This is a genomic window from Shewanella hanedai (genome assembly GCF_007197645.1).
GTDB lineage: Bacteria > Pseudomonadota > Gammaproteobacteria > Enterobacterales > Shewanellaceae > Shewanella > Shewanella hanedai.
In genome coordinates, this window is record NZ_VKGK01000012.1 from 66,804 (window position 1) to 90,477 (window position 23,674).

General features: G+C 42.5%; 22 protein-coding genes. 19 read left to right on the forward strand and 3 right to left on the reverse strand.

Annotation, left to right across the window (positions count from 1 at the left end; all coding sequences use genetic code 11):
- Positions 1-102 precede the first annotated feature (102 nt).
- From luxS to dinB, 14 genes are all read left to right on the forward strand, one after another.
- Complete coding sequence (luxS, locus tag FN961_RS11595; protein ID WP_144040336.1) at positions 103-612, forward strand: S-ribosylhomocysteine lyase; 510 nt, start codon at positions 103-105, stop codon at positions 610-612.
- Positions 613-1,143: 531 nt separating this feature from the next.
- Complete coding sequence (locus FN961_RS11600; protein ID WP_144040337.1) at positions 1,144-2,478, forward strand: Na(+)-translocating NADH-quinone reductase subunit A; 1,335 nt, start codon at positions 1,144-1,146, stop codon at positions 2,476-2,478.
- On the forward strand, positions 2,478-3,680 hold the full coding sequence (locus FN961_RS11605; protein WP_144040338.1) for an NADH:ubiquinone reductase (Na(+)-transporting) subunit B: 1,203 nt from the start codon (positions 2,478-2,480) through the stop codon (positions 3,678-3,680). The genes FN961_RS11600 and FN961_RS11605 overlap by 1 nt, the downstream gene beginning before the upstream one ends.
- Entirely contained in the window at positions 3,673-4,470 is a 798-nt protein-coding gene (locus FN961_RS11610) for a Na(+)-translocating NADH-quinone reductase subunit C (RefSeq protein WP_144040339.1), read from the forward strand. Before FN961_RS11605 ends, FN961_RS11610 begins: the two co-directional genes overlap by 8 nt.
- The gene (locus tag FN961_RS11615; protein ID WP_144040340.1) at positions 4,470-5,102 is read left to right on the forward strand and encodes an NADH:ubiquinone reductase (Na(+)-transporting) subunit D; all 633 of its coding nucleotides are present in this window, start codon (positions 4,470-4,472) and stop codon (positions 5,100-5,102) included. The genes FN961_RS11610 and FN961_RS11615 overlap by 1 nt, the downstream gene beginning before the upstream one ends.
- Positions 5,103-5,107: 5 nt before the next feature.
- Entirely contained in the window at positions 5,108-5,716 is a 609-nt protein-coding gene (gene nqrE / locus FN961_RS11620; RefSeq protein WP_144040341.1) for an NADH:ubiquinone reductase (Na(+)-transporting) subunit E, read from the forward strand.
- Between the two features lie 45 nt (positions 5,717-5,761).
- Positions 5,762-7,009, forward strand: a complete 1,248-nt coding sequence (gene nqrF, locus FN961_RS11625; protein ID WP_144040342.1) for an NADH:ubiquinone reductase (Na(+)-transporting) subunit F — start codon at positions 5,762-5,764, stop codon at positions 7,007-7,009.
- A 127-nt stretch (positions 7,010-7,136) separates the two neighbouring features.
- Positions 7,137-8,153, forward strand: coding sequence for an FAD:protein FMN transferase (locus FN961_RS11630; protein ID WP_144040343.1), 1,017 nt, complete (start codon positions 7,137-7,139; stop codon positions 8,151-8,153).
- Between the two features lie 343 nt (positions 8,154-8,496).
- Positions 8,497-8,721 carry a (Na+)-NQR maturation NqrM gene (gene nqrM / locus FN961_RS11635; RefSeq protein WP_144040396.1) on the forward strand — a complete coding sequence of 75 codons (225 nt, stop codon included), beginning with the start codon at positions 8,497-8,499 and terminating at the stop codon, positions 8,719-8,721.
- 418 nt (positions 8,722-9,139) lie between these two features.
- Entirely contained in the window at positions 9,140-10,024 is an 885-nt protein-coding gene (locus FN961_RS11640) for a GGDEF domain-containing protein (RefSeq protein WP_185972778.1), read from the forward strand.
- A gap of 398 nt (positions 10,025-10,422) precedes the next feature.
- A complete protein-coding gene (bfr, locus tag FN961_RS11645; RefSeq protein WP_144040345.1) occupies positions 10,423-10,893 on the forward strand; it encodes a bacterioferritin in 471 nt (156 codons plus the stop codon).
- 9 nt (positions 10,894-10,902) lie between these two features.
- The gene (gene bfr, locus FN961_RS11650; RefSeq protein ID WP_144040346.1) at positions 10,903-11,370 is read left to right on the forward strand and encodes a bacterioferritin; all 468 of its coding nucleotides are present in this window, start codon (positions 10,903-10,905) and stop codon (positions 11,368-11,370) included.
- 205 nt (positions 11,371-11,575) lie between these two features.
- Entirely contained in the window at positions 11,576-11,764 is a 189-nt protein-coding gene (locus FN961_RS11655; protein ID WP_144040347.1) for a hypothetical protein, read from the forward strand.
- Positions 11,765-11,979: 215 nt separating this feature from the next.
- Positions 11,980-13,062, forward strand: a complete 1,083-nt coding sequence (gene dinB / locus FN961_RS11660; protein WP_144040348.1) for a DNA polymerase IV — start codon at positions 11,980-11,982, stop codon at positions 13,060-13,062.
- Between the two features lie 43 nt (positions 13,063-13,105).
- Here the strand turns inward: dinB and FN961_RS11665 are convergent, their stop codons facing one another.
- A complete protein-coding gene (locus tag FN961_RS11665; protein ID WP_144040349.1) occupies positions 13,106-14,566 on the reverse strand; it encodes an aminoacyl-histidine dipeptidase in 1,461 nt (486 codons plus the stop codon).
- Positions 14,567-14,922: 356 nt separating this feature from the next.
- Between FN961_RS11665 and FN961_RS11670 the strand changes: the two genes are divergently transcribed.
- The 4 genes from FN961_RS11670 (at position 14,923) to FN961_RS11685 (ending at position 21,804) form a co-directional block, all read left to right on the forward strand.
- Positions 14,923-16,458, forward strand: coding sequence for a M17 family metallopeptidase (locus tag FN961_RS11670; protein WP_144040350.1), 1,536 nt, complete (start codon positions 14,923-14,925; stop codon positions 16,456-16,458).
- A gap of 1,375 nt (positions 16,459-17,833) precedes the next feature.
- Positions 17,834-19,123: an NCS2 family permease gene (locus FN961_RS11675; protein WP_144040351.1), complete on the forward strand. Its 1,290-nt coding sequence runs from the start codon at positions 17,834-17,836 to the stop codon at positions 19,121-19,123.
- Positions 19,124-19,345: 222 nt separating this feature from the next.
- Positions 19,346-20,464 carry a glutamate 5-kinase gene (gene proB / locus FN961_RS11680; protein WP_144040352.1) on the forward strand — a complete coding sequence of 373 codons (1,119 nt, stop codon included), beginning with the start codon at positions 19,346-19,348 and terminating at the stop codon, positions 20,462-20,464.
- 65 nt (positions 20,465-20,529) lie between these two features.
- Positions 20,530-21,804, forward strand: a complete 1,275-nt coding sequence (locus FN961_RS11685) for a glutamate-5-semialdehyde dehydrogenase (RefSeq protein ID WP_144040353.1) — start codon at positions 20,530-20,532, stop codon at positions 21,802-21,804.
- A gap of 111 nt (positions 21,805-21,915) precedes the next feature.
- Here the strand turns inward: FN961_RS11685 and FN961_RS11690 are convergent, their stop codons facing one another.
- On the reverse strand, positions 21,916-22,197 hold the full coding sequence (locus FN961_RS11690) for a hypothetical protein (protein ID WP_144040354.1): 282 nt from the start codon (positions 22,195-22,197) through the stop codon (positions 21,916-21,918).
- Positions 22,198-22,480: 283 nt separating this feature from the next.
- Here FN961_RS11690 and bla point away from each other — a divergent pair, with 283 nt between their 5' ends.
- The gene (bla, locus tag FN961_RS11695) at positions 22,481-23,302 is read left to right on the forward strand and encodes a subclass B1 metallo-beta-lactamase (protein WP_144040355.1); all 822 of its coding nucleotides are present in this window, start codon (positions 22,481-22,483) and stop codon (positions 23,300-23,302) included.
- Positions 23,303-23,379: 77 nt separating this feature from the next.
- Here the strand turns inward: bla and FN961_RS11700 are convergent, their stop codons facing one another.
- A complete protein-coding gene (locus FN961_RS11700) occupies positions 23,380-23,667 on the reverse strand; it encodes a hypothetical protein (protein WP_144040356.1) in 288 nt (95 codons plus the stop codon).
- Positions 23,668-23,674: the final 7 nt, after the last annotated feature.

The window sequence follows — 23,674 nt, forward strand, 5'->3', positions numbered from 1 at the left end:
AATCTTGTACCAAAGTGATTCGTGGCAATAGTATTAAAAATAATCTCTTTACCGACTTAGCCTATGCTATGTGGTGAAGGGGAAATAACTTGGAGAGCTCAGATGCCGTTACTGGATAGTTTTACCGTTGATCATACCCGTATGAATGCCCCCGCTGTGCGAGTAGCAAAAACCATGAAAACCCCTTCAGGTGACACCATTACTGTGTTTGACCTGCGCTTCTGTGCGCCAAATAAAGATATATTAAGCGAGCGTGGGATCCATACCTTAGAGCATCTTTATGCCGGGTTTATGCGAAATCATCTCAACGGGGAGCAAGTTGAAATTATCGATATCTCGCCTATGGGCTGTCGTACTGGTTTTTACATGAGCTTGATAGGTACGCCAACAGAATCGGATGTGGCAGCGTCTTGGCTTGCGGCAATGAACGATGTGCTCACGGTAGAATCTCAATCTGAGATCCCAGAGCTTAATGAGTATCAGTGCGGTACATTTAATATGCATTCACTCGATCAAGCAAAAAGCATTGCTCGCGCAATTATTGATGCGGGTGTCAGTGTTAACAAAAACGATGAGCTGAAACTCAGTGATGAGCTTCTTAAAGGGCTTTAACCGTTAATTCATCATTAGAAAAGGCCGTTGTTTCGACGGCTTTTTTGTATCCGTTGAAAAATATGGCAAGTGTCTGTGGTTTGAATGCGGTTTAAGCTTATTGATTTTAATAATTATTCAGCTATACATTAAGGCACGCCGAGTTTAATTGATGCTTAAATTTTAGTCGGTTGGTTTTTGTGTTTTATTTGTTGTTTTTTGCAATCCATATGTTTGATTTATGATTCGATATTGGTGATAACCTTGCTGGATCAAGGAAGGCTATTGGTTAAGTAGAGTCTAAATCAAATAAAAAGCGAAAATGTGAGAGACACCTAACTCTATAAAAGCGACATATACTATGAAATGGCTCACATTTTTCATGGCGATGCATTAATATTTACGGTAAAATGCGCGCGAACAGCGTGATTGCAGTCGCAATTCTGTAATAAACCTGCGCTAGCTCAACGAGATGAGCTTGGCATTTTCCTTGTCAATTTATTGCAGGAACGCGGCGCATTATCTTTCCTTCATAACGTAGTGCTTGTGGATATGATTACAATAAAGAAAGGATTGGACCTGCCCTTAAGTGGCGGGCCAGAGCAAGTCATACATAATGGCCCGGCCATTAAACGTGTAGCTACTTTGGGTGAAGAGTATATTGGCTTACGTCCCACGATGAAAATCAAAGTGGGCGATAAAGTTAAGAAGGGTCAGGTTATCTTTGAAGATAAGAAGAACCTTGGTGTTAAATATACGGCTTCAGCCAGTGGTACAGTAGTTGAAATTAACCGAGGAGCACAGCGTGTTCTTCAGTCAGTCGTCATTGAAGTTGAAGGGAATGAGTGTGTCTCTTTCGATAAATATGATGCTGCCCAGCTAGATTCATTAGATTCGCAGCTAGTTCGTAACAACCTGATCGAATCAGGCTTGTGGACTGCATTGCGTACTCGCCCCTTCAGTAAAGCGCCAGCAGTAGATTCTACCACTGCTGGTATCTTTGTTACTGCGATAGATACTCAGCCTCTTGCTGCCAACCCTGAAGTGGTTATCGGTGAGCATAAAGATGATTTTGCTAATGGACTTAAAGTCCTGTCGAGATTAACCGAAGGCAAAGTCTATTTATGTAAAGCACCCGGCGCTGATATTCCTGCTGCTAACGCACAGGTTGAAGAGTTCGCTGGCGTACACCCTGCTGGTTTACCTGGTACACATATTCACTATCTTTTATCTGCATCAGCAAACAGAACTGTTTGGCATGTGGGTTATCAAGATGTGATTGCGATAGGTCAACTGTTTACTACTGGTGAGCTTAATTCTCAACGCGTAGTGGCACTTGTTGGACCTAAAGCGGTAAAGCCAAGATTGGTTCGTGCTCAGGTCGGTGCGTCAACAGATGAGCTTTCAGCTGGTGAAGTAGCTGAAGGTGACGTTCGAACTGTTTCAGGATCAGTGCTTAGTGGTCGTAAAGCCGTTGGACCTTATGCTTATTTAGGTCGTTTCCATCAGCAAATATCTTTCCTTGAAGAGGGCAGAGAACAAGAGTTTATCGGTTGGGCTATGCCTGGTGCTGACAAATTCTCTATTACTCGCACTTTCTTAGGTCATTTGTCATCTTCTCGTTTGTTTAATATGACGACAAGTACAGGTGGGTCAGATAGAGCTATGGTACCTATCGGTAACTATGAGCGTGTTATGCCACTGGATATTCTTCCTACTATGTTACTTCGAGATCTTGTCTCTGGTGATTTTGATGGTGCCGTTACATTAGGTGCACTTGAATTGGATGAAGAAGATTTGGCACTGTGTACTTTCGTATGTCCTGGTAAGTATGATTATGCAACTTATCTTCGTGACTGTTTAGATACGATCGTGAGGGAAGGCTAATGAGCTTTAACGATTTTTTTAAAAGTATTGAACCACAGTTTGAAAAGGGCGGTAAATACGAAAAGTTTTACGCCATTTTCGAAGCTGCTTATACGGTTTTCTACACCCCAGGTCATGTGAACAAGGGTCAAACCCAAGTTCGTGATAATTTAGACCTGAAACGTATGATGATCATGGTATGGGCATGTACTTTCCCAGCCATGTTCGTGGGTATGTATAACGTCGGTTTACAGACCCAAATTGAACTTATGAACTCAGGTGTATCACTTCCTGATGTATGGCAAGTTAGCCTGTTCGGTATGTTTGGAACTGAGCTTACTGCAAACTCAGGGATCCCTGCTTTACTCTGGTATGGTGCTTGTTTCTTCCTGCCTATATACGCCGTGACATTTGTTGTCGGTGGATTCTGGGAAGTTTTGTTTGCCTCGGTTCGAGGGCATGAAGTTAACGAAGGCTTCTTTGTTACCTCTGTGCTTTTCGCATTAACCCTACCAGCAACCATTCCTTTGTGGATGGTAGCCTTAGGTATTACCTTTGGTGTGGTCGTAGCGAAAGAGATCTTCGGCGGAACAGGACGTAACTTCCTCAACCCTGCACTGGCTGGTCGTGCTTTCCTATTCTTTGCTTACCCGCTAAGTATGTCAGGCGACACTACTTGGGTTGCTGCTGATGGTTACTCTGGCGCGACAGCGCTGAGTCAAGCCGCACAAGGCACACTAGAGTATGGATTTAGCCAAGATTGGTGGAACGCTTTCTTCGGTTTCATTCCAGGTTCTGTTGGTGAAGTGTCTACTTTAGCTATCTTGATTGGTGGCGCGGTTATCGTATATACCCGTATTGCATCATGGCGCATTGTTGCTGGTGTTATGGTTGGTATGATTGCGATCTCTAGCCTACTTAACTTTATTGGTAGTGACACAAACCCAATGTTTGCTATGCCTTGGTACTGGCACTTAGTCCTTGGTGGCTTTGCATTCGGTATGATGTTTATGGCTACTGACCCAGTTTCGGCTTCGTTTACGAACTCAGCTAAATGGGGTTACGGGATTTTGATTGGTGCAATGGCCGTGTTTATTCGTGTCGTTAACCCAGCGTTCCCAGAAGGTATGATGTTGGCCATCTTGTTTGCCAACTTGTTTGCTCCACTATTTGACCATTTTGTAGTACAGGCAAATATCAAGCGGAGGATTGCACGTGGCTAGTAATAAAGATTCGTTCGGCAGAACTCTCTTCGTTGTAGTGGGTTTATGTTTTATCTGTTCAGTATTTGTCTCTACTGCAGCGGTATTACTTAGACCTATTCAAATCGAAAACAAGCTGCTCGATAAACAAAAATACATTCTTGAAGCTGCAGGTCTTACTCAAGCCGATGAAGCACCTATGTCAAAAGCAGAGGTACTTGCAACATACGATAAATTTGTTGTTGCTAAGCTTGTTGACCTTAAAACGGGTGAATGGGTTGAAGGTAATGCAGACTTGTTTGATGCCGATAAAGCATCACGCGATGTCGCTAACTCTTTTAAACCACAAAATGATATCGCATCAGTAAAGCGTGTAGCTAATACTGCTGTTGTGTATGTGGTCAATGATGAGCAAGGCAAGCCGAGAACCATTATCTTACCGATTAAAGGTTATGGTCTGTGGTCAACCATGTATGCATTCCTCGCGATTAAACCTGACATGAATACCATTGAAAGTTTGGTTTATTATGCCTTTACCGGTTCAGGTGAAACACCTGGTCTTGGTGGTGAAGTTCAAAATCCTCAGTGGATGGCGAAATGGCATGGTAAGAAGCTTTATGATGCGCAAGGTAATTTAGTGATTAGTGTCACTAAAAACCCAGTTGTAGCAGCATCTGAACACGGTGTCGATGCGTTGTCTGGTGCAACATTGACGGGTAATGGTGTTCAAAACTCACTCGAGTTCTGGTTAGGTGATGAAGGTTTTGGTCACTTTATCGAGAAATTTCGCCGTAATGGAGGATTGAGCTAATGGCTAACGCAAAAGAACTTAAACAGGTTCTGTCGGGACCCATTGTCAATAACAACCCGATTGCTCTACAGGTACTAGGTGTTTGTAGTGCACTTGCTGTAACCAGCAAGCTGGAAACAGCTTTGGTGATGACAATTGCTTTGACTGCTGTAACGGCATGTTCAAACCTATTTATCTCTATGTTACGTAACCATATCCCAAGCAGCGTACGTATTATCGTTCAAATGACGATTATTGCGTCGCTGGTTATCGTTGTTGACCAAGTGCTACAGGCTTATGCCTATGATGTCGCTAAGCAACTTTCGGTATTTGTTGGTTTGATTATTACTAACTGTATCGTGATGGGGCGTGCTGAAGCCTATGCGATGAAAACACCACCAATGATGAGCTTTATGGACGGTATCGGTAATGGCTTAGGCTACGGTGCTATCTTAATGTCTGTTGGTTTCGTCCGTGAACTTTTCGGTAACGGTTCGTTATTCGGTGTTGAGATCTTAAGCAAGGTTTCAGACGGTGGTTGGTATCAACCAAATGGTCTGTTATTGCTTCCTCCAAGTGCGTTCTTCTTAATTGGTACTTTGATCTGGATCATTCGTACTGTTAAGCCAGAGCAAGTAGAAGCAAAAGGGTAAGCGTAATGGAACATTATATAAGTTTGCTAATTCGCTCTATTTTTATCGAGAACATGGCACTCTCTTTCTTCCTAGGGATGTGTACGTTCCTAGCGGTTTCAAAGAAAGTGACCACGGCGATGGGGCTAGGTATTGCAGTTGTTGTTGTATTGGCGATATCTGTACCTGTTAACCAGATCATCTATCAAGGGCTTTTAGCTCCAGGTGCTTTGGCTTGGGCTGGTCTTCCTGATGCTGATTTGAGCTTCTTGAAATTTATTACCTTCATCGGTGTTATTGCTGCATTGGTACAGATCCTTGAGATGGTGTTGGACAAGTTCTTCCCACCACTTTATAACGCTCTAGGGATCTTCCTTCCACTCATCACCGTTAACTGTGCCATTTTTGGTGCGGTATCTTTCATGGTTGAGCGTGACTACAACCTAGCTGAAAGTATGGTATTTGGTGTGGGTTCGGGTCTAGGTTTTGCGTTGGCTATCGTCTTGTTAGCTGGTATCCGTGAAAAGCTGAAATATGCTGATGTGCCTGATGGACTTCGTGGCTTAGGTATTACCTTTGTTACTGCTGGTCTTATGGCGCTTGGATTCATGTCGTTTTCTGGTGTGTCCCTATAAGCGGGGCCCTCTGGGTTCCTGTTTCGGACTTATAAGGATAAGTTGATGGATATTCTTGAATCTACTCCACTCGAGGTTTATCTCGGTGTGAGTATGTTTACTGCAATAGTCTTAGGCTTGGTTTTGGTGATTTTGTTCGCTAAATCTAAGCTTGTAAATAGCGGTGACGTTACAATTGGGATTAATGATGATCCTGAAAAAGGGATCAGCTTGCCTGCTGGTGGTAAGTTACTTGGCGCATTAGCTGAGAAAGGTATATTTATATCAAGCGCCTGTGGCGGCGGTGGTACTTGCGGTCAATGTAAAGTACACGTTAAATCAGGTGGTGGTGATATTCTGCCGACTGAGCTTGGTCATATTAGTAAAGGTGAGGCTCGTGAGGGTTGTCGTTTATCTTGTCAGGTAAACGTGAAAACCAATATGGAAATTGAGCTTGAAGATGAAATCTTCGGTGTGAAGAAGTGGGAATGTACTGTTATCTCTAACGATAACAAAGCCACCTTCATTAAAGAGCTTAAGTTACAGATCCCTGATGGCGACTCTGTTCCTTTCCGTGCTGGTGGTTATATTCAAATTGAAGCGCCAGCTCACCACGTAAAATATGCAGATTATGATATTCCTGCAGAATACCGTGGTGATTGGGATCATTTTGGTTTCTTCAAGCTTGAGTCTAAGGTTGATGAAGAGACAATCCGTGCATATTCGATGGCGAACTATCCTGAAGAGGAAGGTATCATCATGTTGAACGTGCGTATCGCTTCGCCACCACCACGTGATTTATCTTTACCTTGCGGCAAGATGTCTTCATATATCTTCAGCCTAAACGCTGGTGATAAGGTGACAATCTCTGGTCCATTCGGAGAGTTTTTCGCAAAAGATACCGATAACGAAATGGTATTTGTCGGCGGTGGTGCTGGTATGGCACCAATGCGTTCACATATCTTCGATCAGCTTAAGCGCCTTCATACAAGTCGTAAGATGAGTTTCTGGTACGGTGCACGTTCGAAGCGCGAAATGTTCTATGTTGAAGATTTCGATGGCTTAGCGGCTGAGAATGAAAACTTTGATTGGCATGTCGCTCTTTCAGATCCTCAACCTGAGGATAACTGGGAAGGTAAAACAGGTTTCATTCATAATGTTCTTTATGAAAGCTACCTGCGTGACCATGAAGCCCCTGAAGATTGTGAGTACTACATGTGTGGTCCTCCAATGATGAACGCGGCAGTTATCGGCATGCTTAAAGATCTTGGCGTCGAAGATGAAAATATCTTACTCGATGACTTCGGTGGCTAATCGCTTCTTATAAAGCTAAAATCCGCAGATAGAGTCGTCATCTAGTGTGGAAAGTGGAAGTTGATAAGCTCATGCCACTTTCCTTTATTACTAGATAGTCTTAAGTGGAATATAAGGATTCAGGTCAATGCAAAAGACCTCTGTAAAATGGTTAGCTCTTATCGGGCTAGCCTTTTTCATTTCAGCCTGTTCTAAACCTGCTGAAATCATCTCCCTTTCCGGTAATACCATGGGAACGACTTACCACATTAAAGTCGTGCCTAATGAGCAGCTTCCGGAGCCTAATTTATTACAAGCTGAAATCGATCTTGCCCTTGAAAAGGTCAATGACCAGATGTCGACTTACCGCCCTGATTCAGAGCTATCTCGTTTTAACTCATCGGGTTTTGAAGAGACAGTTACGGTATCTGCTGATACTGCAACCGTGATAAAAGAAGGTATCCACCTTTATCAAGTGACGGGGGGCGCGTTAGATATTACGTTAGGACCCTTAGTGAATTTGTGGGGGTTTGGTCCCGATAAGCGTCCAACTCAAGTCCCATCGAAAGAAGTGATTGCTGAGGCTAAGGCGAGAACAGGGATAGAGTTTCTTGATGTAGACGGTACTCGTTTGAGTAAAACCAAAGCTGATCTGTATGTTGACCTTTCATCCATTGCCAAAGGTTTTGGTGTTGATGTGGTTGCTGGGATACTGAATAAGTACAATGTTGCCGGCTATCTCGTTGAAATAGGCGGTGAGCTTAGTGTTTTCGGTTATAAGATGGATGGCTCAGCTTGGCGAGTTGCCATAGAACAGCCTGATGTTGATGACCGTGAGGTGCAACAAGTGATCGCACCTGGTGATATGGCGATTGCAACCTCAGGAGATTACCGAAATTATTATGAGGAAGAAGGGCAACGGTTCTCACATTTAATCGATCCTCGTACAGGCTATCCCATCGATCATAGATTAGCTTCTGTAACAGTGCTTCATAAGCAATGTATGGTTGCTGATGGATATGCAACCGCCATGATGGTTTTGGGGACAGAAGCTTCATTAGCCCTTGCTCAACGTGAGGGTTTAGCTATTATGCTAATAGAGAAGCAAGATGAAGGTTTCAAAGTGTTCTACAGTGACGCTTTTAAACCTTATGTCGAAAACTAATCAGGTAGAATGTTGGTATATACCCAAACAACTTCAAGATTCAGCATGTCGAGAAGTGACAGAGTTCAAGGCATGAAATAGTAGGACTAGTTATTCTAATTCAATATTTCATAACACAGAAAAATGTAGCTTCTCGCCATGCCCTTCGGGAGTGCCCGTAGAATCCCTGCACTGCGTTAGTGATATCGACAAGGGAATGACCATTATCCTCAATCACTGCCTTGTTCAGCTATCCTACGGGAGCTCTGAAACGAGTATCTTAAGGTAGCTTGGGTATACGTCTAGTGCAAGCTTACTCTTGCACACAGGCTTTGATGATATAACGCTATAGTTGGAGTTTATGATGAGTACTTTTATTGCGGCTTTTGTTGTTTTACTGCTGTTTTTTCTTTTGATGTCTATAGGTTACATTGTTAAACGTACTGCGGTGGCAGGAAGTTGTGGTGGATTAGGCACTTTGGGTATTGAAAAAGCATGTGATTGTGATGATCCGTGTGATAACCGCAAAGCTAAAATGGCTGCTGAAGAGGCAAGACGTGAAAAGCTAGAGAAGAACCGTATTCTTTAAGGTTACTTCTTTGATGAAGATTAGCGTTAAATAGGGCATGACTAGCGTCATGTCCTTTTTTGTGTCCGGAACACTTATGCCGTATCCCATGGATGGATTAGAGGAGGTATTTGTGTCTAAAGACCTACGTAAAGTTACCTGGATATAAATTTGTTTTGTGGGCTGTTCAAAAAGATTTGCTGTACAGATTTACAATTTTTCTTGTTACTCCCTCTTTTCCTGCTTTTCTGTCAACTATACTAAAAATCTCAAGTAGTAATGTATTTGTCGATTACTTCATTCACCTATCTAGTTAACTCACTATGAAAGTTCCCATATGACTAATGAGCCGGAAGCTGTTTTAGAATCAATAGTGCAAATGACTGAGCGGTGTCAACTTGATTCGTTGGCGGAAAGCTTAGTATCAACGGTGAGGGAGATGGTCAATGTTGAGCAGGTTGAGATCTTAAAAGTGGATAGTCATCTTGAACCTGATGAGGTAATTAATAACCTAATTACTTTGAGCGCTGAGTCTGCTGCTGACGTTTTAGTCGAATGCTTAAAGAGTTGCTCAACGGTGAAGCTCTCTTCGGGAGTATTTGAGCAAATCGCTATTCCTATTTTACTAAAAGATGCCGTTGTCATGATCTTGTGGATCACGAGTGAGCATTTTTCAGCTCAAGATGTTCAGATGCTTAAGGGGTTTTCTAAAGTCTATGAGAATTTCCTATCCATTGTCATTGAGAGTGAAACAGATCCTCTTACCGGACTTCTTAATCGAAAAGCCTTCCTGCCACGCTTGATTAAAGTTGCTAGGTTGATAAAAGAGGAGTTAGATGATTATGCTGTAACTCCTCAAGAATCAGCACTTAGTTCAAAGCGTTATTGGTTGTGTATTTTTGATATCGATAAATTTAAGGTGATCAATGATACTTTCGGCCATTTATATGGAGACGAGATTCTCATCGATTTTGTTAAGATGATGAAAGCAACGTTTTCCGAGTTAGATAGTATGTTTAGGTTTGGTGGTGATGAATTTGTCATCATTATGTCGAAACGGAACAAGGCAGAAATGATGAAATTGTGTGAGGAATTTTCACATAAACTGTCAATTCATCATGGTAAGGAAGTGCAGGTGACCATCTCTATGGGGATTATTGAAATTAACAGTGTCGAAGAGTCTAGTGAGTTGCTAATGAAGGCTGATAAAGCACTTTATTACGTAAAGGAAACTGGTAGAAATAATATTGGTATTTACGAAGATCTGATTCAAGACGGTTCTATTGTTCCACTTAAAATAGAGGATGATATAGAGATTTTTTAACTTTATACTTCGTTCATAAACAGCCCCGCCCCATTTTATAGCCTTGCTCTTTAAGCGCATTTAGACATTACCTATGAAACCGCACTTTGATACCGATAATGTAAGTTGTCATTTCACATCGATATATTTATTTTCCAGCTAATTCTCTTTTGATCCGACCAAAATCCGTGATGGATATCGTGGTGAGTAAATTAGAAACCCTAACTTTTCAATGCTTTCGATTAATAATGTGGTTGGTAAACTTAATCTAAATGATAATGCTTCTTCTTTATTAAATCTTTGATGTATAAGGCTATTTGTCTTTGTGTTTAATATGTATTAGTCTGTTTTATTGATATAGATCAAGTTTACTAATTCCATATTTTTCTTTGCCAGTGTTTAATTTTGGAGACAACGAGATGAAAGGCCAACCTAAGGTTCTCAGTTTGCTTAATAAGGTACTCACCTTTGAGCTGACTGCAATAAATCAGTACTTCCTCCATGCCAGAATGTTTAAAAACTGGGGGCTAGACGGACTTGATAAAGCAGAATATAAGAAATCAATCCAAGACATGAAGCATGCTGATAAGTTGATCGAGAGAGTCTTGTTTCTGGAAGGACTCCCTAATTTACAAATGCTGCTTAAATTACGCATTGGTGAGCACTGTGAAGAGATGCTGGCCTGCGACAAAGAGATGCTAGAGGAAGAGTTGGTTGTGCTTCGTGAAGCGATTGAGCTTTGTGAAACTGAGCGTGATTACGTCAGCCGAGATATTCTTGAAGATATTTTGGAAGATGAAGAGGAACATTTAGATTGGCTTGAGTCGCAACAAGAGTTGATTGGACTTACAGGTATCCAAAATTTCTTACAAACAAAAATGGGCGAATAAGAGGCTAGTATGAAAGGTAATCAAGAAGTTATCGACACACTCAATCAGTTGCTCACAGGTGAGCTCTCGGCGATGGATCAATATTTTGTCCATGGATTGATGTATGAAGATTGGGGATTGAACGAGCTACATGTACGTATTTCCCACGAATCAGATGATGAACGTGTACATGCCGGAAAACTGGTTCAACGTATTTTATTTTTGGAGGGTACTCCGGATGTTGCAAGCCGTGAAGCACTCAATATCGGTAAAAATACACAAGAGATGCTGCAAAACGATCTCAACTATGAATATCAAGTCGCCGATAACCTTCGCAAGGCGATAGCACTATGTGAAGAGAAGAAAGATTATCAGACCAGAGAGATCCTAGAGGTCTTACTCGATGAGACAGAATCCGATCATATGCATTGGCTTGAAAAGCAGTTAGGTTTGATTAGTAAAGTTGGATTGCAAAATTATCTACAGTCAAAAATGTAACTGTTAATATAATATTTAAAAATGAAGCCTAGTTTTTAACTGGGCTTTTTTATGAAAGATATTATGACCTATTAATCCTTGTAACAGTAATAATGTTCTGCTCGATACAAATCGATGCAATATTGTACAAATAAGTCATTCTTCATACAGCTTGAGTTCAGTCAAATCCTTTATTCTAAATGAGTAGCATTGTGGGAGGATTGATATGAACACAACCAAGCAAATAGAGTTAATGCCAGATAGCTTTGGTGAGCAAATCTCAAATCTGCAATTGCGGATAAAGTCACTCGAGTCTGAGTTGGTCAAAGCAAAACATCAGTTATCAAACTCGAATAGCTGTGAAACCATTGCCCTAACCGAAGATGAGATTAATATGATCTATGCGCAGTTTTAAGCTTTTTCTCCCTTTGTTATTGGTGGTCAGGCGTAAATAGTCTTTACGTTTTCAGCTGTTCCTCACTGTTATCTGTGAGTCAGCGATCTTGCTTTCATTTCTACTTTCAGGTGACAATAACTTGAGTACTGTTTAAATATACAGTATCTTGATTGAAAGAGATAAATTGGTGTGCTCGTGTGTGAGTGACACTCAAATTAAGAAATTAGCTAACCGTGAAAAAAATTATTCATATCGATATGGATTGTTATTTTGCCGCCGTGGAAATGCGAGATTTCCCCGAACTGAGAGGCAAACCGATTGCTGTGGGAGGACGTAGTGATCGTCGTGGGGTGATCAGTACTTGTAACTACGAAGCTCGCGTTTTTGGCGTACGTTCAGCAATGGCTTCCGGCTATGCATTAAAACTGTGTCCGGACTTAATATTAGTTCCCGGACGCATGTCAGTTTACAAGGAGGTATCAAACCAGATCCGTGAGGTTTTTGCTCGCTATACCGACTTAATAGAACCCCTTTCTCTCGATGAAGCCTATTTAGATGTCAGTGATTGCGCTCAATGTCAGGGTTCGGCTACGCGTATTGCTGAAGCGATTCGGAAAGAGATATTCGAGCTAACAGGATTAACGGCTTCAGCTGGTATTGCCCCCGTGAAGTTTCTCGCCAAAGTCGCCTCCGATCTTAATAAACCCAATGGACAATATGTGATAACACCAGAGATGATAGCCCCTTTCGTAAAAACCTTACCTTTAACTAAAATTCCTGGAGTCGGTAAGGTAACAGGTAAAAAACTTGAAGATATTGGGCTCGTGACTTGTGGTGATTTACAGGATTATCCGAAAGATGAGCTGATAGCACGTTTTGGCAAGTTTGGTGCCGTCTTAATCGAACGAGCTCAAGGCATCGATTTACGTGAAATTAGCTCTCACAGAGAAAGAAAGTCGGTTGGAGTTGAAACAACGCTACCTAAAGACATCTACACATTGGAGCAATGCCAAGGCGTGATGCCACAACTTCTGCAAGAGCTTTCGACACGTATTCATAGAAGTGCCAAAGAGAGAAAGATACATAAACAAGTGGTGAAGCTTAAGTTTAATGACTTTAAGCAGACCACCATCGAGCACAGAAGTGATGAGGTGTCGGTGAAACTGTTTTATGATCTTTTGGTTCAAGCATTGGAGCGACAAGAGGGGAGGGGAATACGTTTGCTGGGAGTGTCTGTTGGATTAGCGACTCAAGCAGAGGTTGAAAAAACGGAAAAAAGCGAAGCTAGCATATCTCAGCTGGATCTGGGCTTTTAGAATAAGACCTTAGGTGTTACAGCCTAAGGTCTAGAGGTATTGTTTATGCTTTCTCTGGAATTCGTGCCAGTACAGCTAACAGCAGTTTGTAATACTGAACCACTGTTTTGATTAGTACTTTTTCATCAGGGCTGTGTGGGTAGCGAATGGTTGGTCCGATAGAGACCATGTCCATTTCTGGGTAGGGCTTCTTAAACAGTCCACATTCCAGACCTGCATGGATAACCATAATAACAGGCTCTTTTTTGTAGATGTCATCATAGGTTTCACGCACAAGCGCCATGACTGGGGAGCTATTGTCAGGCTTCCAACCTGGGTAAGCACCACTTAATTCAATCTCGACACCTGCTAAGTTAGCCAATGACGTTAATACACCTTCAACTTCTTCACGGCCTGAGTCCAGTAGTGATCGAATCAAGCAAAGAATCTCAACACTTTCAGTCTCAGTGCTGATAACACCAACATTCAGTGACGTTTCCGTTACACCTTCAACTTCATCACTCATGCGGATCACGCCATTAGGACAAGCGTTAAGCAGGTCGATAAGCATGTTCTGTGCATCTTCGCTCATGACTTGCGTTGCGGCAGGTATCTCTGTTAGCTCAAGAAGCATCATAGGATCGGCAATAGCGAGTTCTTGACGAATTAAGCTCTGGTACTCAGCGATTAAGACTTCAAGTTGAGGGACATTCTCACCAGGTAACATAAAGCTGACATTGGCTTCACGTGGTATCGCATTACGCAAAGATCCACCCGTGAAGTTCGTCAGTTCAATTGCTAACTCATCAGCATAATTAAACAGGAAACGAGCCAGCAGTTTATTGGCATTACCGCGTCCAAGGTGAATATTGACACCTGAGTGACCGCCCTTTAAACCTGACAAGGTTAAGGTATAAGTCGAGTTTGACTGCTCTGGAGATTGCCACACCATAGGAACACTGATTTGTGCATCAACGCCACCGGCGCAGCCCATGTAGATCTCGCCCTCTTGCTCGGAGTCTGTGTTGATTAAGATCTCTGCATCTAAATAACCAGCTTCGAGGCCAAAAGCGCCTGTCATGCCAGCTTCTTCGTCAATTGTCAGCAAAACTTCAAGCGGTCCATGGGGAATGTCATCAGAGCCTAAAACGGCTAATGCTGATGCCATCCCTATGCCGTTATCAGAACCTAAGGTTGTGCCAGTTGCTTTGACCCACTCACCGTCGATATAAGGAATAATCGGATCTTTTTCGAAATCATGAACTTTGTCTGCATTTTTCTGAGGCACCATATCAATATGTGCTTGCAGGGCGACAACTTTGCGGTTTTCCATGCCTGGAGTGGCAGGTTTTTTGATGATGAGGTTGCCGACTTTGTCTTCAACTATATCGAGCTGCTTATCTTTGGCCCAAGCCTGAATGTGCGCGCTTAATGCTTGCTCGTGCTTAGACGGGTGCGGAATCGCACAAATTTGTTCAAACCACTGCCATAGGGCTTGAGGTTGTAATTGGCTTATTGCAGTCACGGATAGTTCCTCTTTTATAATGTGTAAACCCAAACTACTAAATCTCTGCTCTGTTCAGACCGCCTATCAGGGAGCTGAAACGCACATATTGAGATTGATTGGGTGTGCGAGGTTAGAAATGCGGATAGTCTATCACAGAGTCTGTAGGACTTTTTATCTGTGCTTTCACTCTGTTTTAACTGTTATGGCTTAAGCTGTCATCGAAAGTTGCCAGCGGACAGTTTCCAATCAAAAGAGGTTGGCATTGGCATGAGTAAAAGGCATATTGTTTGCCAAATAATAAAATTAAAACAAACAATAAAATCATTACCTCTTCTTTTTACACTGGTAAGTTTTTACAAGCAAAAGGATGACACATGGCTCAGGTTAACTTTATTGATGTATGCGATGAAGATGCAATTTTTGAAGGAAGTGGCTGGGACGCACTGGTTGTCGTCGCCACAGATATGATGCAAACGGGGATCGATGAGATCGCTTTGTTGGCGGATCACGGCGGCAAGGTCGATCATCGTGTTGGTAAGTCAGCAACCTTGTTGTTTGCACCTGGCTTGGCGGGTGGTCGCTTGATCTTATCGCCAGTATTAAACAGTCAAGATGATGTTGAAGATGTCAGGGTATTTGCCGATGCTGCAAGGGCTGGCATAAAGTTAGCGTGTCAGGTTGGTGCTAAGCGTCCACTATTACTGGTGGGTAAAGACAGTGATCTTCGCTATCAGTTTAGTGGTGAAGTCGCTGCTCTTGCCTGTGGTCAGGAGATATGGCAAGCGCTTGAGGCGCGTGAAGCGACAGGAGATATTGCCGCTTTTGATGCAATAGGTTTACTGCACTCATCTGAGGTGAGTCAAAGTTTGAATGCGCTAGAAGCGGGTCGCATTCTAGCGAGAGATCTTTGTGGTACTGAGCCTGAACGTATGTCGGCTGCTGCATTTGCCGATTACTGTGTGGCGGCATATCAAGATTCAGGTCTTAAGGTTAGCGTCATTGAAGACAGAGATGTTTTGGAACGTGATTACCCGCTGCTAAGCGCGGTTGGGCGTTCATCGTTTGCGGTATCTCGTCACCAACCTCGCGTCGTCAAGCTTGAGTATGTGGGAGAGGGCGAGACTGAACGTACTTACTTCTTTGCTGGTAAAGGAGTGATCTACGATACCGGTGGTGCTGATATTAAAGTTGCTGGTGGCATGGCTGGCATGAGCCGAGATAAAGGTGGCGCTGCTGCAGTAGCGGGGTTGATGAAAACCCTGTCTATGCTCAAACCCAAAGGTATTCGTGTTGTCTCTGAATTGGGCTTAGTTCGAAACAGTATAGGCAGTGAAGCTTTCGTGACTGATGAGATCATTACTAGTCATGCTGGCGTGCGAGTACGAATAGGGAATACCGATGCTGAAGGGCGTCTAGTATTGGCCGATCTCTTATCTCACCTTCGAATAAAGGCTGACAAAGCGATCAAACCTGAGTTGTTCTCCGTGGCAACCTTAACGGGTCATGTGGTGCGCTGCTATGGCGGCTATACTGCGACGGTTGAAAACAGTGTGGCTAAACAAGCTGGTGTGGCATTAAGCATTGCAACCCAAGGTCAAGCTTGGGGAGAGCCGATAGAGCAGTCGGTATTACGACGTGAAGACTATGCCAAAATTATCGACCCATCGGGAGCGGCTGATATTGTCTCCTCCAATAATGGCCCTTCGTCGGTGACCGCACGTGGTCATCAATATCCTGCAGCTTTTTTATTGAAAGCATCTGGCTTGAGTGCTCATGGTGTTCATGACAAGAAACCGATGGCTTACACACACGTTGATATCGCCGGAAGCGCCACTGAGGGTCACCCATTCTATGGCAAGCCAACAGCGACGCCTTTGGTCGGCCTGTATAAGCATATGACTGAAAAATAATTAGTTGAGCCTCTACCCACAAACTTTCTCTCTCTAGTTTGTGGGTAGAACTCAAGGGGCGTGCTGATATTTTCCCTAACATTCACGTCACCGGCATTTGAGTCATGGTCATATTAGGGGAGGTATCTATGAGTTATATCTAAAATGAGTTTTGTAACTTTTAGTTCATCGTTATGCTGAACGTGAGGTTTTTATGCTCAACTTTTATGGCTTCATGGATCAATATACACAAATAGGTAGTTTAATTACGTAATTTGACTATTTTAAAATATTTTTAAAAAAATACTTGTAATAAAATTACTCAGGTCTATACTCCCCCCCTTCGATTTAGCACAGCACTGACGCTAGGCTAAATCACGAAAGGTTTTCCTTTCACGAATTGCAGGGCTAACTACCCTTATACCAGTCAGTTATTGATTGGTATTTAGTTTCCATCATCCATCATCCATCAACCTTTATCCCTTTGGGGATGTTTAGACTCAAGTAGCATCTTGTTTGGTTAATTAATCTAAATGAATGCTTGTGTAACTGTTAGCGCGGAAACTCTTTCCTTTTAGGAACGCTTGAAATTAGTCTTTGCCTGCTCATTGAGCAGGCTTTTTTTTCTTTGTTACTTTCATAAACATCAAATAACTTACTAGTAGCGCACAGATCCTTCAATGGGTCTTTATCTTTTGGTAGTAAAATTACCAAATAAGCTGGTTTTATGACTTATTAGCTCATTTTATAAGATAGTTGTTGTAATAAACTTTCATAATGGTTATAGTTATCTCGTTGGCTAGGCAATGACGTCTTCCATCTTTAAGTCTATCCAGGAAGGATAATTCTCCAAGGAATCGAGCGACAAGTTTCTTATAACTTTGTTAGGAGTATTGATTATGTCTTATACCGGAATTCAGCACACTTATTGGCAGAATAATTGGTTTTGCACTGATTCATTACGTGGCGGACTATTCGCCATGAGCTTTAAGGCTTAACCCACCTTTTAGTGTTTGTTGTAACGATTATTAGGGTTTACTGCCCCTACTAGATGTTCTTTGAGCTATAGAAAGCTAGTTACCATCCATAGACCCTTTATCCCCTTTGGGGAGTGTAGACTCAAGTTGTAGTTTGATAAGATCAATTATCGAATTGCAGTGTAACTGTTAGCGCAGAAACTCTTTTACTTGAAATTAGTCTTTGCCTGCTCATTGAGCAGGCTTTTTTTTGGCTGTAATTTAGTGTTATCGCTTGCTGCTAGTTTCTAATGTGTAAATTCCCTATAATCCCATAAATGTTAATTTTTTGTAGCGTCACAACACAGCTTAATTTAGCTGTTGGTTTGCGTCAGCTTTGTACTTATGGCGATGATAAAAATAATAAAAAGGGTCTGTCTATGTTAGAACGTCTATTCAAACTTGAAGAAAATCAAACCAGTATCAAGCAAGAGCTGGTGGCTGGACTAACCACTTTCTTGACCATGGCTTACATTATTTTTATTAATCCGATGATGTTGGCAGATGCAGGAATGGATCATGGCGCTGTATTTGTAGCAACGTGCTTAGCTGCGGCAATCGGCTGTTTAATCATGGGGATCGTCGCAAACTACCCGATAGCACTTGCTCCTGGTATGGGATTGAATGCCTTTTTTACTTATACGGTTGTGGGGGAAATGGGCTATAGCTGGGAGACAGCATTAGGGGCTGTTTTTCTATCGGGTATTTGTTTCCTAATTCTATCCTTAGTGAAAATTAGGGAGTGGATTGTCAATAGTATTCCTATGTCGTTGCGCTTAGGCATTGCTGCTGGCATCGGATTGTTTTTGGCCTTGTTAGGACTAAAAAGTGCGGGCATTGTTGTCGCAAGTCCTGCAACGTTAGTCACTTTGGGCGATATCACTGCTTTTCCGGCTGTGATGGCGGCTTTAGGGTTCTTTTTGATCATTGCGATGGTGAACCGAGGGATGAAGTCGGCGGTGATAGTGAGCATTCTGGCGGTAACATTACTTGGACTTCTTTTTGGCGACGTGCAATACCAAGGTGTGGTTGCGTTACCTCCTTCTATTTTACCCACGTTTATGAAGATGGATCTTTCAAGTGTGCTTGAGATCAGTATGTTATCAGTGGTGTTTGCCTTTCTCTTTGTCGATCTGTTCGATACATCAGGTACGTTAGTCGCCGTCGCGCAGCGGGGAGGTTTCTTAGACGATAAGGGGCGCTTACCAAGATTAAACCGTGCATTAATGGCCGACAGTACAGCGACTGTCGCTGGTGCCATGTTAGGCACTTCAACGACGACCAGTTACATAGAGAGCACGGCGGGTGTGAGTGCTGGTGGTCGCACCGGGCTGACAGCTGCGGTGGTTGGAATATTATTTCTCTTATCGCTGTTTATTTCACCTTTAGCTGCGATGGTGCCAGCTTACGCTACGGCGGGAACATTATTCTATGTGGCAATCTTAATGATGTCTGGACTCGTGCATGTTGCGTGGGAAGACTTAACTGAGGCAGCGCCTGTTGTGGTGGTTTGTATTTTGATGCCACTGACTTTTTCTATCGCCACCGGCATAGCGTTTGGTTTTATCTCCTATGCCGTGATCAAATTGATGAGTGGTCGCTACAAAGATCTCAGTTTCGGAGTCGTCATTCTCGCGGCGTTGTTCATCGGCAAATTTATGTACGGATAACAGTTCATTTTTTGGGATCAATTCTAAACAACAACAAAACTGGCTGTTTTGATTGATCAACAAATATGTATACGAATAGGTTAAAGGTCACACTCTATGTGGCCTTTTTATTGTCATATCTTTATTGTTTGAGTAAAAAGCCCTTTCTTTTACACTCATCGCTACCATTTAGCCTCAGGATTGGGTATAACGCTAAGTTCGGCTTTATTTACTATTTTGAACATGAATTTAAGTGAGATTGGTTACCGCCGTGTGGTGGTCAAGTTGGGAACGAGTGTACTGACCTCCGGCAGTAAAAAGCTGGATAAAGCGCATATGGTTGAATTAGCGAGACAGATGTCTGTACTAATGCAAGCGGGGGTTGAGGTGGTTTTGTGCACGTCAGGCGCAATTGCAGCTGGCCGAGAGCATCTTGGCTACCCGGAACTTCCCGATACTGTTGCCAACAAACAACTTTTGGCAGCCGTTGGCCAGAGTCAACTTATCTTAGCTTGGTCTCAACTGTTTAGTATCTATGGTTTACATGTCGGCCAACTATTGCTGACCAAAGCTGATCTTCATGACAGAGAGCGTTATTTAAACGCACGTGACTCACTCAATGCATTGCTAAAAAATGGCATCGTTCCCATTATTAATGAAAACGATGCTGTAGCCACGAATGAAATTAAAGTCGGTGATAATGACAATCTATCGGCGCGCGCTGCACTGCTTTGTCATGCAGACCTTTTAATATTACTGACGGATCAATTAGGCCTGTTTGACTCAGATCCTCGCTCAAACCCTGAAGCCAAATTGATTAAGCAAGTGGTTAATATTGATGACAGCTTACGCCAGCTTGCCGGTGGTGCAGTTTCTGGTTTAGGGACGGGTGGTATGGCGACAAAGCTTGAAGCTGCTGACATTGCTAGACGTGCTGGTATAGAGGTAGTGATTGCATCAGGTCAACGAACCCAAGTGATACTCAATGCCGTGTGTAAAGAGGCTGTCGGTACTCACTTTACAGCGCTTGAAAATCCGTTAGAGAGTCGTAAACAGTGGATTTTAGCGGGCCAGTCGGCAAAAGGTAAATTGGTACTTGATGCTGGTGCTATCAATGCGGTGACGCAAAAAGGTCGCAGTCTTCTTTCTAAAGGCATTATATCCGTGGTGGGGGAATTTGGTCGTGGCACAACTTTGCAGCTTATCGATAGTGAAGGCCGTGAACATGCACGTGGCATAAGTCGTTATAGTGCGGCAGATCTGAATAAAATCGCGGGTAAGCACTCGGATGATATAGAGTCTTTACTGGGGTATGACTATGGTGATGCTGTTGTACACCGTAATGATATGGTTGTGCTTTAAAACGAAGATAACTTGGCCCTAGCCTTTAGGTTCTAGGGCGTTAAAAAAATTTAGGGTGATGTGACGTGATTGAAAGTAACGAACAATATCTGCAAGCGCTGGGTCAAAATGCTAAACAAGCAAGCTACGCTTTAGCGAACTTAACCGGCACTCAAAAGCAGGCTCTATTATCGGCGATTGCGGCCAACTTAACCGCAAGAAGCCAAGATATTTTAGCCGCCAATAGTAAAGATGTGGCAGCTGCGCGTAAAAATGGCCTTAATGAAGCCATGATTGATAGATTGTTATTAGATGAATCTCGCTTAAAAGGCGTGATCAGTGACATTGATAATGTCATTAGCTTAGCTGATCCCGTAGGGACAGAGTTAGAGAGTAAACTATTAGACAATGGGCTGCGATTATCACGTCGTCGTGTCCCGTTAGGTGTGATCGGTGTTATCTACGAAGCGCGCCCAAATGTGACTGTCGATATTGCCGTACTTGCACTTAAAACCGGTAATGCAGTGATTTTGCGTGGCGGTAAAGAGACCCTGCAATCTAATTTAGCGCTCAGTGAAGCAATACGCAGTGCTGTTGTTGAGCAAGGTTTGGATGCAGATTGTGTTCAGTTGATAAAAAGTCCCGATAGGGCGTTGGTTTCTGGCTTATTAAAGTTGGATCAATTTGTCGATATGATCGTGCCTCGTGGTGGTCAGAATTTACAGCGTTTGTGCGCTGAACAAGCGACGATTCCGGTTATTCTTGGTGGGATAGGGATCTGTCATCTGTATGCGGATAAAGATGCAGATATTGCCAAATCAATCGATGTAATAGCCAATGCGAAAGTGCAACGACCTACGGTTTGTAATGCGCTGGATACAGTGCTTGTACATGAGTCACTTAGCGACGCATTATTACCGAAACTTTTCTCTACGCTTAGCGCTCAAGGTGTGAGTTTTTATGGTTGTGAAAAGACTAAAGCTATTGCCGATAAACTTGGGGTATCGATTTCATTAGCAACTGATGAAACCTTTGGTCAAGAGTGGTTGTCACTGACGTTAGGGATCAAGCTAGTATCAGATATTGATGCGGCGATTAAGCATATCCGCACTTACTCAAGCGGACATTCTGAGGGGATATTGACCGACAATATTCATGCGTCAGCGCATTTCATTAATCACGTTGATTCGGCGGCTGTGTATGTTAATGCAAGCACTCGCTTTACCGATGGCGGCCAGTTTGGGCTGGGTGCAGAAGTCGCAGTGAGTACACAGAAATTGCATGCTCGCGGGCCTATGGGATTAGAAGCCTTGACCACTTATAAGTGGATCGGAGTAGGGGATTACACCGTAAGGGGGTAATTGCCTATAAGCCAAAAAAGGAAGCTCATTAGCTTCCTTTTTTGTTTTTTAAGCTTGATTAGATGAAGAGCAGATCAATTATGAAAGATGACGATGAGCAGGGAAAAGGGCTTAAGCTTTAAGTATGTTATTGCGAACCAGCCCGCGGCGTACATTTTTACATAATTTGCCAAAGCGAGTTATTTCATCGAAGTCAGGAGTGACTCCTCTTTCGATTGCAGATTCCCAATAGGTCAGTTCAGTATCGACTAACTCAAGTAGCTTTTTAGGGCAACCTTGGCAGCTATTATCTGGGCCGCAGACGAAAGTTTCTGATTCATAAAGAGGAAGTTCATCCTTGACCTGCTCAATTATCCCCAGCATTGCACTTTTTCTATCTGGCTTTTTACTCATGTGCTATTCCTGAATCTATTGGTTATGTAGACAAGAAGGTGAATGATAAGTGATTTTATTTTAATCGGAAGGCAATGGCGAATTAATTACAATTAATCATTCAGTTTTAATCACAGTAGACTGGTCGTTAAGTGATAAATACAGCTAACTTATGGGAATGATAAGGCTGTATATTTCGTTAGTGAATAGCTCGGGTCATTAACCCTAGATTGTCATTATCTTGCTATATTTTTGCCACTATTGCTCTGTATATTCAGAGCAATTTTATTTACAAGGTCCTGTTATGTCAAAATACCTAAGCTCATTGGCTTCAACATACGCTTTTTCTGTTGCTTCTTTTGTCGCTAGTTTGTTTATATCATTGCTAGGGGGAAGCTCCATTTCAGCTCATGAGTTGCCCAAGCCTAATCTTGAAGAATGGGCATCAGAGGTGATAAAAATAAAGGAAGTGTCACCCACATTATATTTGGTTAAGTCTTACAAAGAGGTTAAATTCTCCGAAGATAAACCCGCGATGACTTTTGATTCAAATTCATTTATCTATCTCGATAAACAAGATGCTTATCTTATCGATACCCCGTGGAGTGAATCAGATATGCCAGACTTGATGCGTTGGCTGAAGATGAAGAAACTGCAACTTAAGGGCACCATTGTCACTCACTACCATGATGATAGAGCTGGTGGATTGGGTTATCTCGATAAATATGGTTTTGCGACTTACGCATCAGACATGACTAATGAGTTACTGGTTCTGGATAATAAGGCAATAGCAAACCACAGTTTTTCAGGAGATAAATTTGAGCTGCTTAAAGGCCAAATTGAGACTTTTTATCCGGGGTCAGGACATAGTATGGACAACCTGGTTGTCTGGTTACCGGAGGACAGAGTATTGATTGGTGGCTGTTTACTGAAAGACAACGAAGTTAATCATCTTGGTTGGACGGGAGATGCGGATCTAGCGAATTGGTACCACAGTATCAGTAAGGTCAAAGCAGAGTTCCCTAAAGTTGAATTTATCTTCCCTGGACATGGAGAGGGGGCCAAAGGTCAATCGATATTAGATCACTCCTTATCTGTTACAAAGGAAGTCGCTAGTTTTGAGTGACGGCTATAAGAGCTGTATAAGTGACAATTGAGTGTTAAAAAGGAGTTTTAATGAAAACCTCCTTTTTAATTGTTCGCTTAGTTTCTATAAGTACTTTTTAAGGAGTGTTTGTTCTTGAAGGGATTGGTAAAAATAAATTCAGGATACAAAATATCTGAAAATGGTATTGCTACTTTGATATTGATTAACCAAGGCAGTGCACGGCATAGATCTTGTTTAGTGCGGATTAGCTGTACCGAAACCTGGTAGTCATTAAGCTGATTGGTTTGCAGTTTGAAATGATCATTATGGGTACAGCCATTAGATAAAACTTGAAATTCAAAGCTGTCGCTATATATCTCTATGCCATACAATACTTCAATCATCTCCCTC

What these genes read in the sequence shown, in the direction of transcription:
- luxS (WP_144040336.1), top strand. Translation starts at nt 103, where the DNA reads ATGCCGTTACTGGATAGTTTTACCGTTGATCATACCCGTATGAATGCC.
- FN961_RS11600 (WP_144040337.1), top strand. Translation starts at nt 1,144, where the DNA reads ATGATTACAATAAAGAAAGGATTGGACCTGCCCTTAAGTGGCGGGCCA.
- FN961_RS11605 (WP_144040338.1), top strand. Translation starts at nt 2,478, where the DNA reads ATGAGCTTTAACGATTTTTTTAAAAGTATTGAACCACAGTTTGAAAAG.
- FN961_RS11615 (WP_144040340.1), top strand. Translation starts at nt 4,470, where the DNA reads ATGGCTAACGCAAAAGAACTTAAACAGGTTCTGTCGGGACCCATTGTC.
- nqrE (WP_144040341.1), top strand. Translation starts at nt 5,108, where the DNA reads ATGGAACATTATATAAGTTTGCTAATTCGCTCTATTTTTATCGAGAAC.
- nqrF (WP_144040342.1), top strand. Translation starts at nt 5,762, where the DNA reads ATGGATATTCTTGAATCTACTCCACTCGAGGTTTATCTCGGTGTGAGT.
- FN961_RS11630 (WP_144040343.1), top strand. Translation starts at nt 7,137, where the DNA reads ATGCAAAAGACCTCTGTAAAATGGTTAGCTCTTATCGGGCTAGCCTTT.
- nqrM (WP_144040396.1), top strand. Translation starts at nt 8,497, where the DNA reads ATGAGTACTTTTATTGCGGCTTTTGTTGTTTTACTGCTGTTTTTTCTT.
- FN961_RS11640 (WP_185972778.1), top strand. Translation starts at nt 9,140, where the DNA reads ATGGTCAATGTTGAGCAGGTTGAGATCTTAAAAGTGGATAGTCATCTT.
- bfr (WP_144040345.1), top strand. Translation starts at nt 10,423, where the DNA reads ATGAAAGGCCAACCTAAGGTTCTCAGTTTGCTTAATAAGGTACTCACC.
- bfr (WP_144040346.1), top strand. Translation starts at nt 10,903, where the DNA reads ATGAAAGGTAATCAAGAAGTTATCGACACACTCAATCAGTTGCTCACA.
- FN961_RS11655 (WP_144040347.1), top strand. Translation starts at nt 11,576, where the DNA reads ATGAACACAACCAAGCAAATAGAGTTAATGCCAGATAGCTTTGGTGAG.
- FN961_RS11670 (WP_144040350.1), top strand. Translation starts at nt 14,923, where the DNA reads ATGGCTCAGGTTAACTTTATTGATGTATGCGATGAAGATGCAATTTTT.
- FN961_RS11675 (WP_144040351.1), top strand. Translation starts at nt 17,834, where the DNA reads ATGTTAGAACGTCTATTCAAACTTGAAGAAAATCAAACCAGTATCAAG.
- proB (WP_144040352.1), top strand. Translation starts at nt 19,346, where the DNA reads ATGAATTTAAGTGAGATTGGTTACCGCCGTGTGGTGGTCAAGTTGGGA.
- FN961_RS11690 (WP_144040354.1), bottom strand. Translation starts at nt 22,197, where the DNA reads ATGAGTAAAAAGCCAGATAGAAAAAGTGCAATGCTGGGGATAATTGAG.
- bla (WP_144040355.1), top strand. Translation starts at nt 22,481, where the DNA reads ATGTCAAAATACCTAAGCTCATTGGCTTCAACATACGCTTTTTCTGTT.
- FN961_RS11700 (WP_144040356.1), bottom strand. Translation starts at nt 23,667, where the DNA reads ATGATTGAAGTATTGTATGGCATAGAGATATATAGCGACAGCTTTGAA.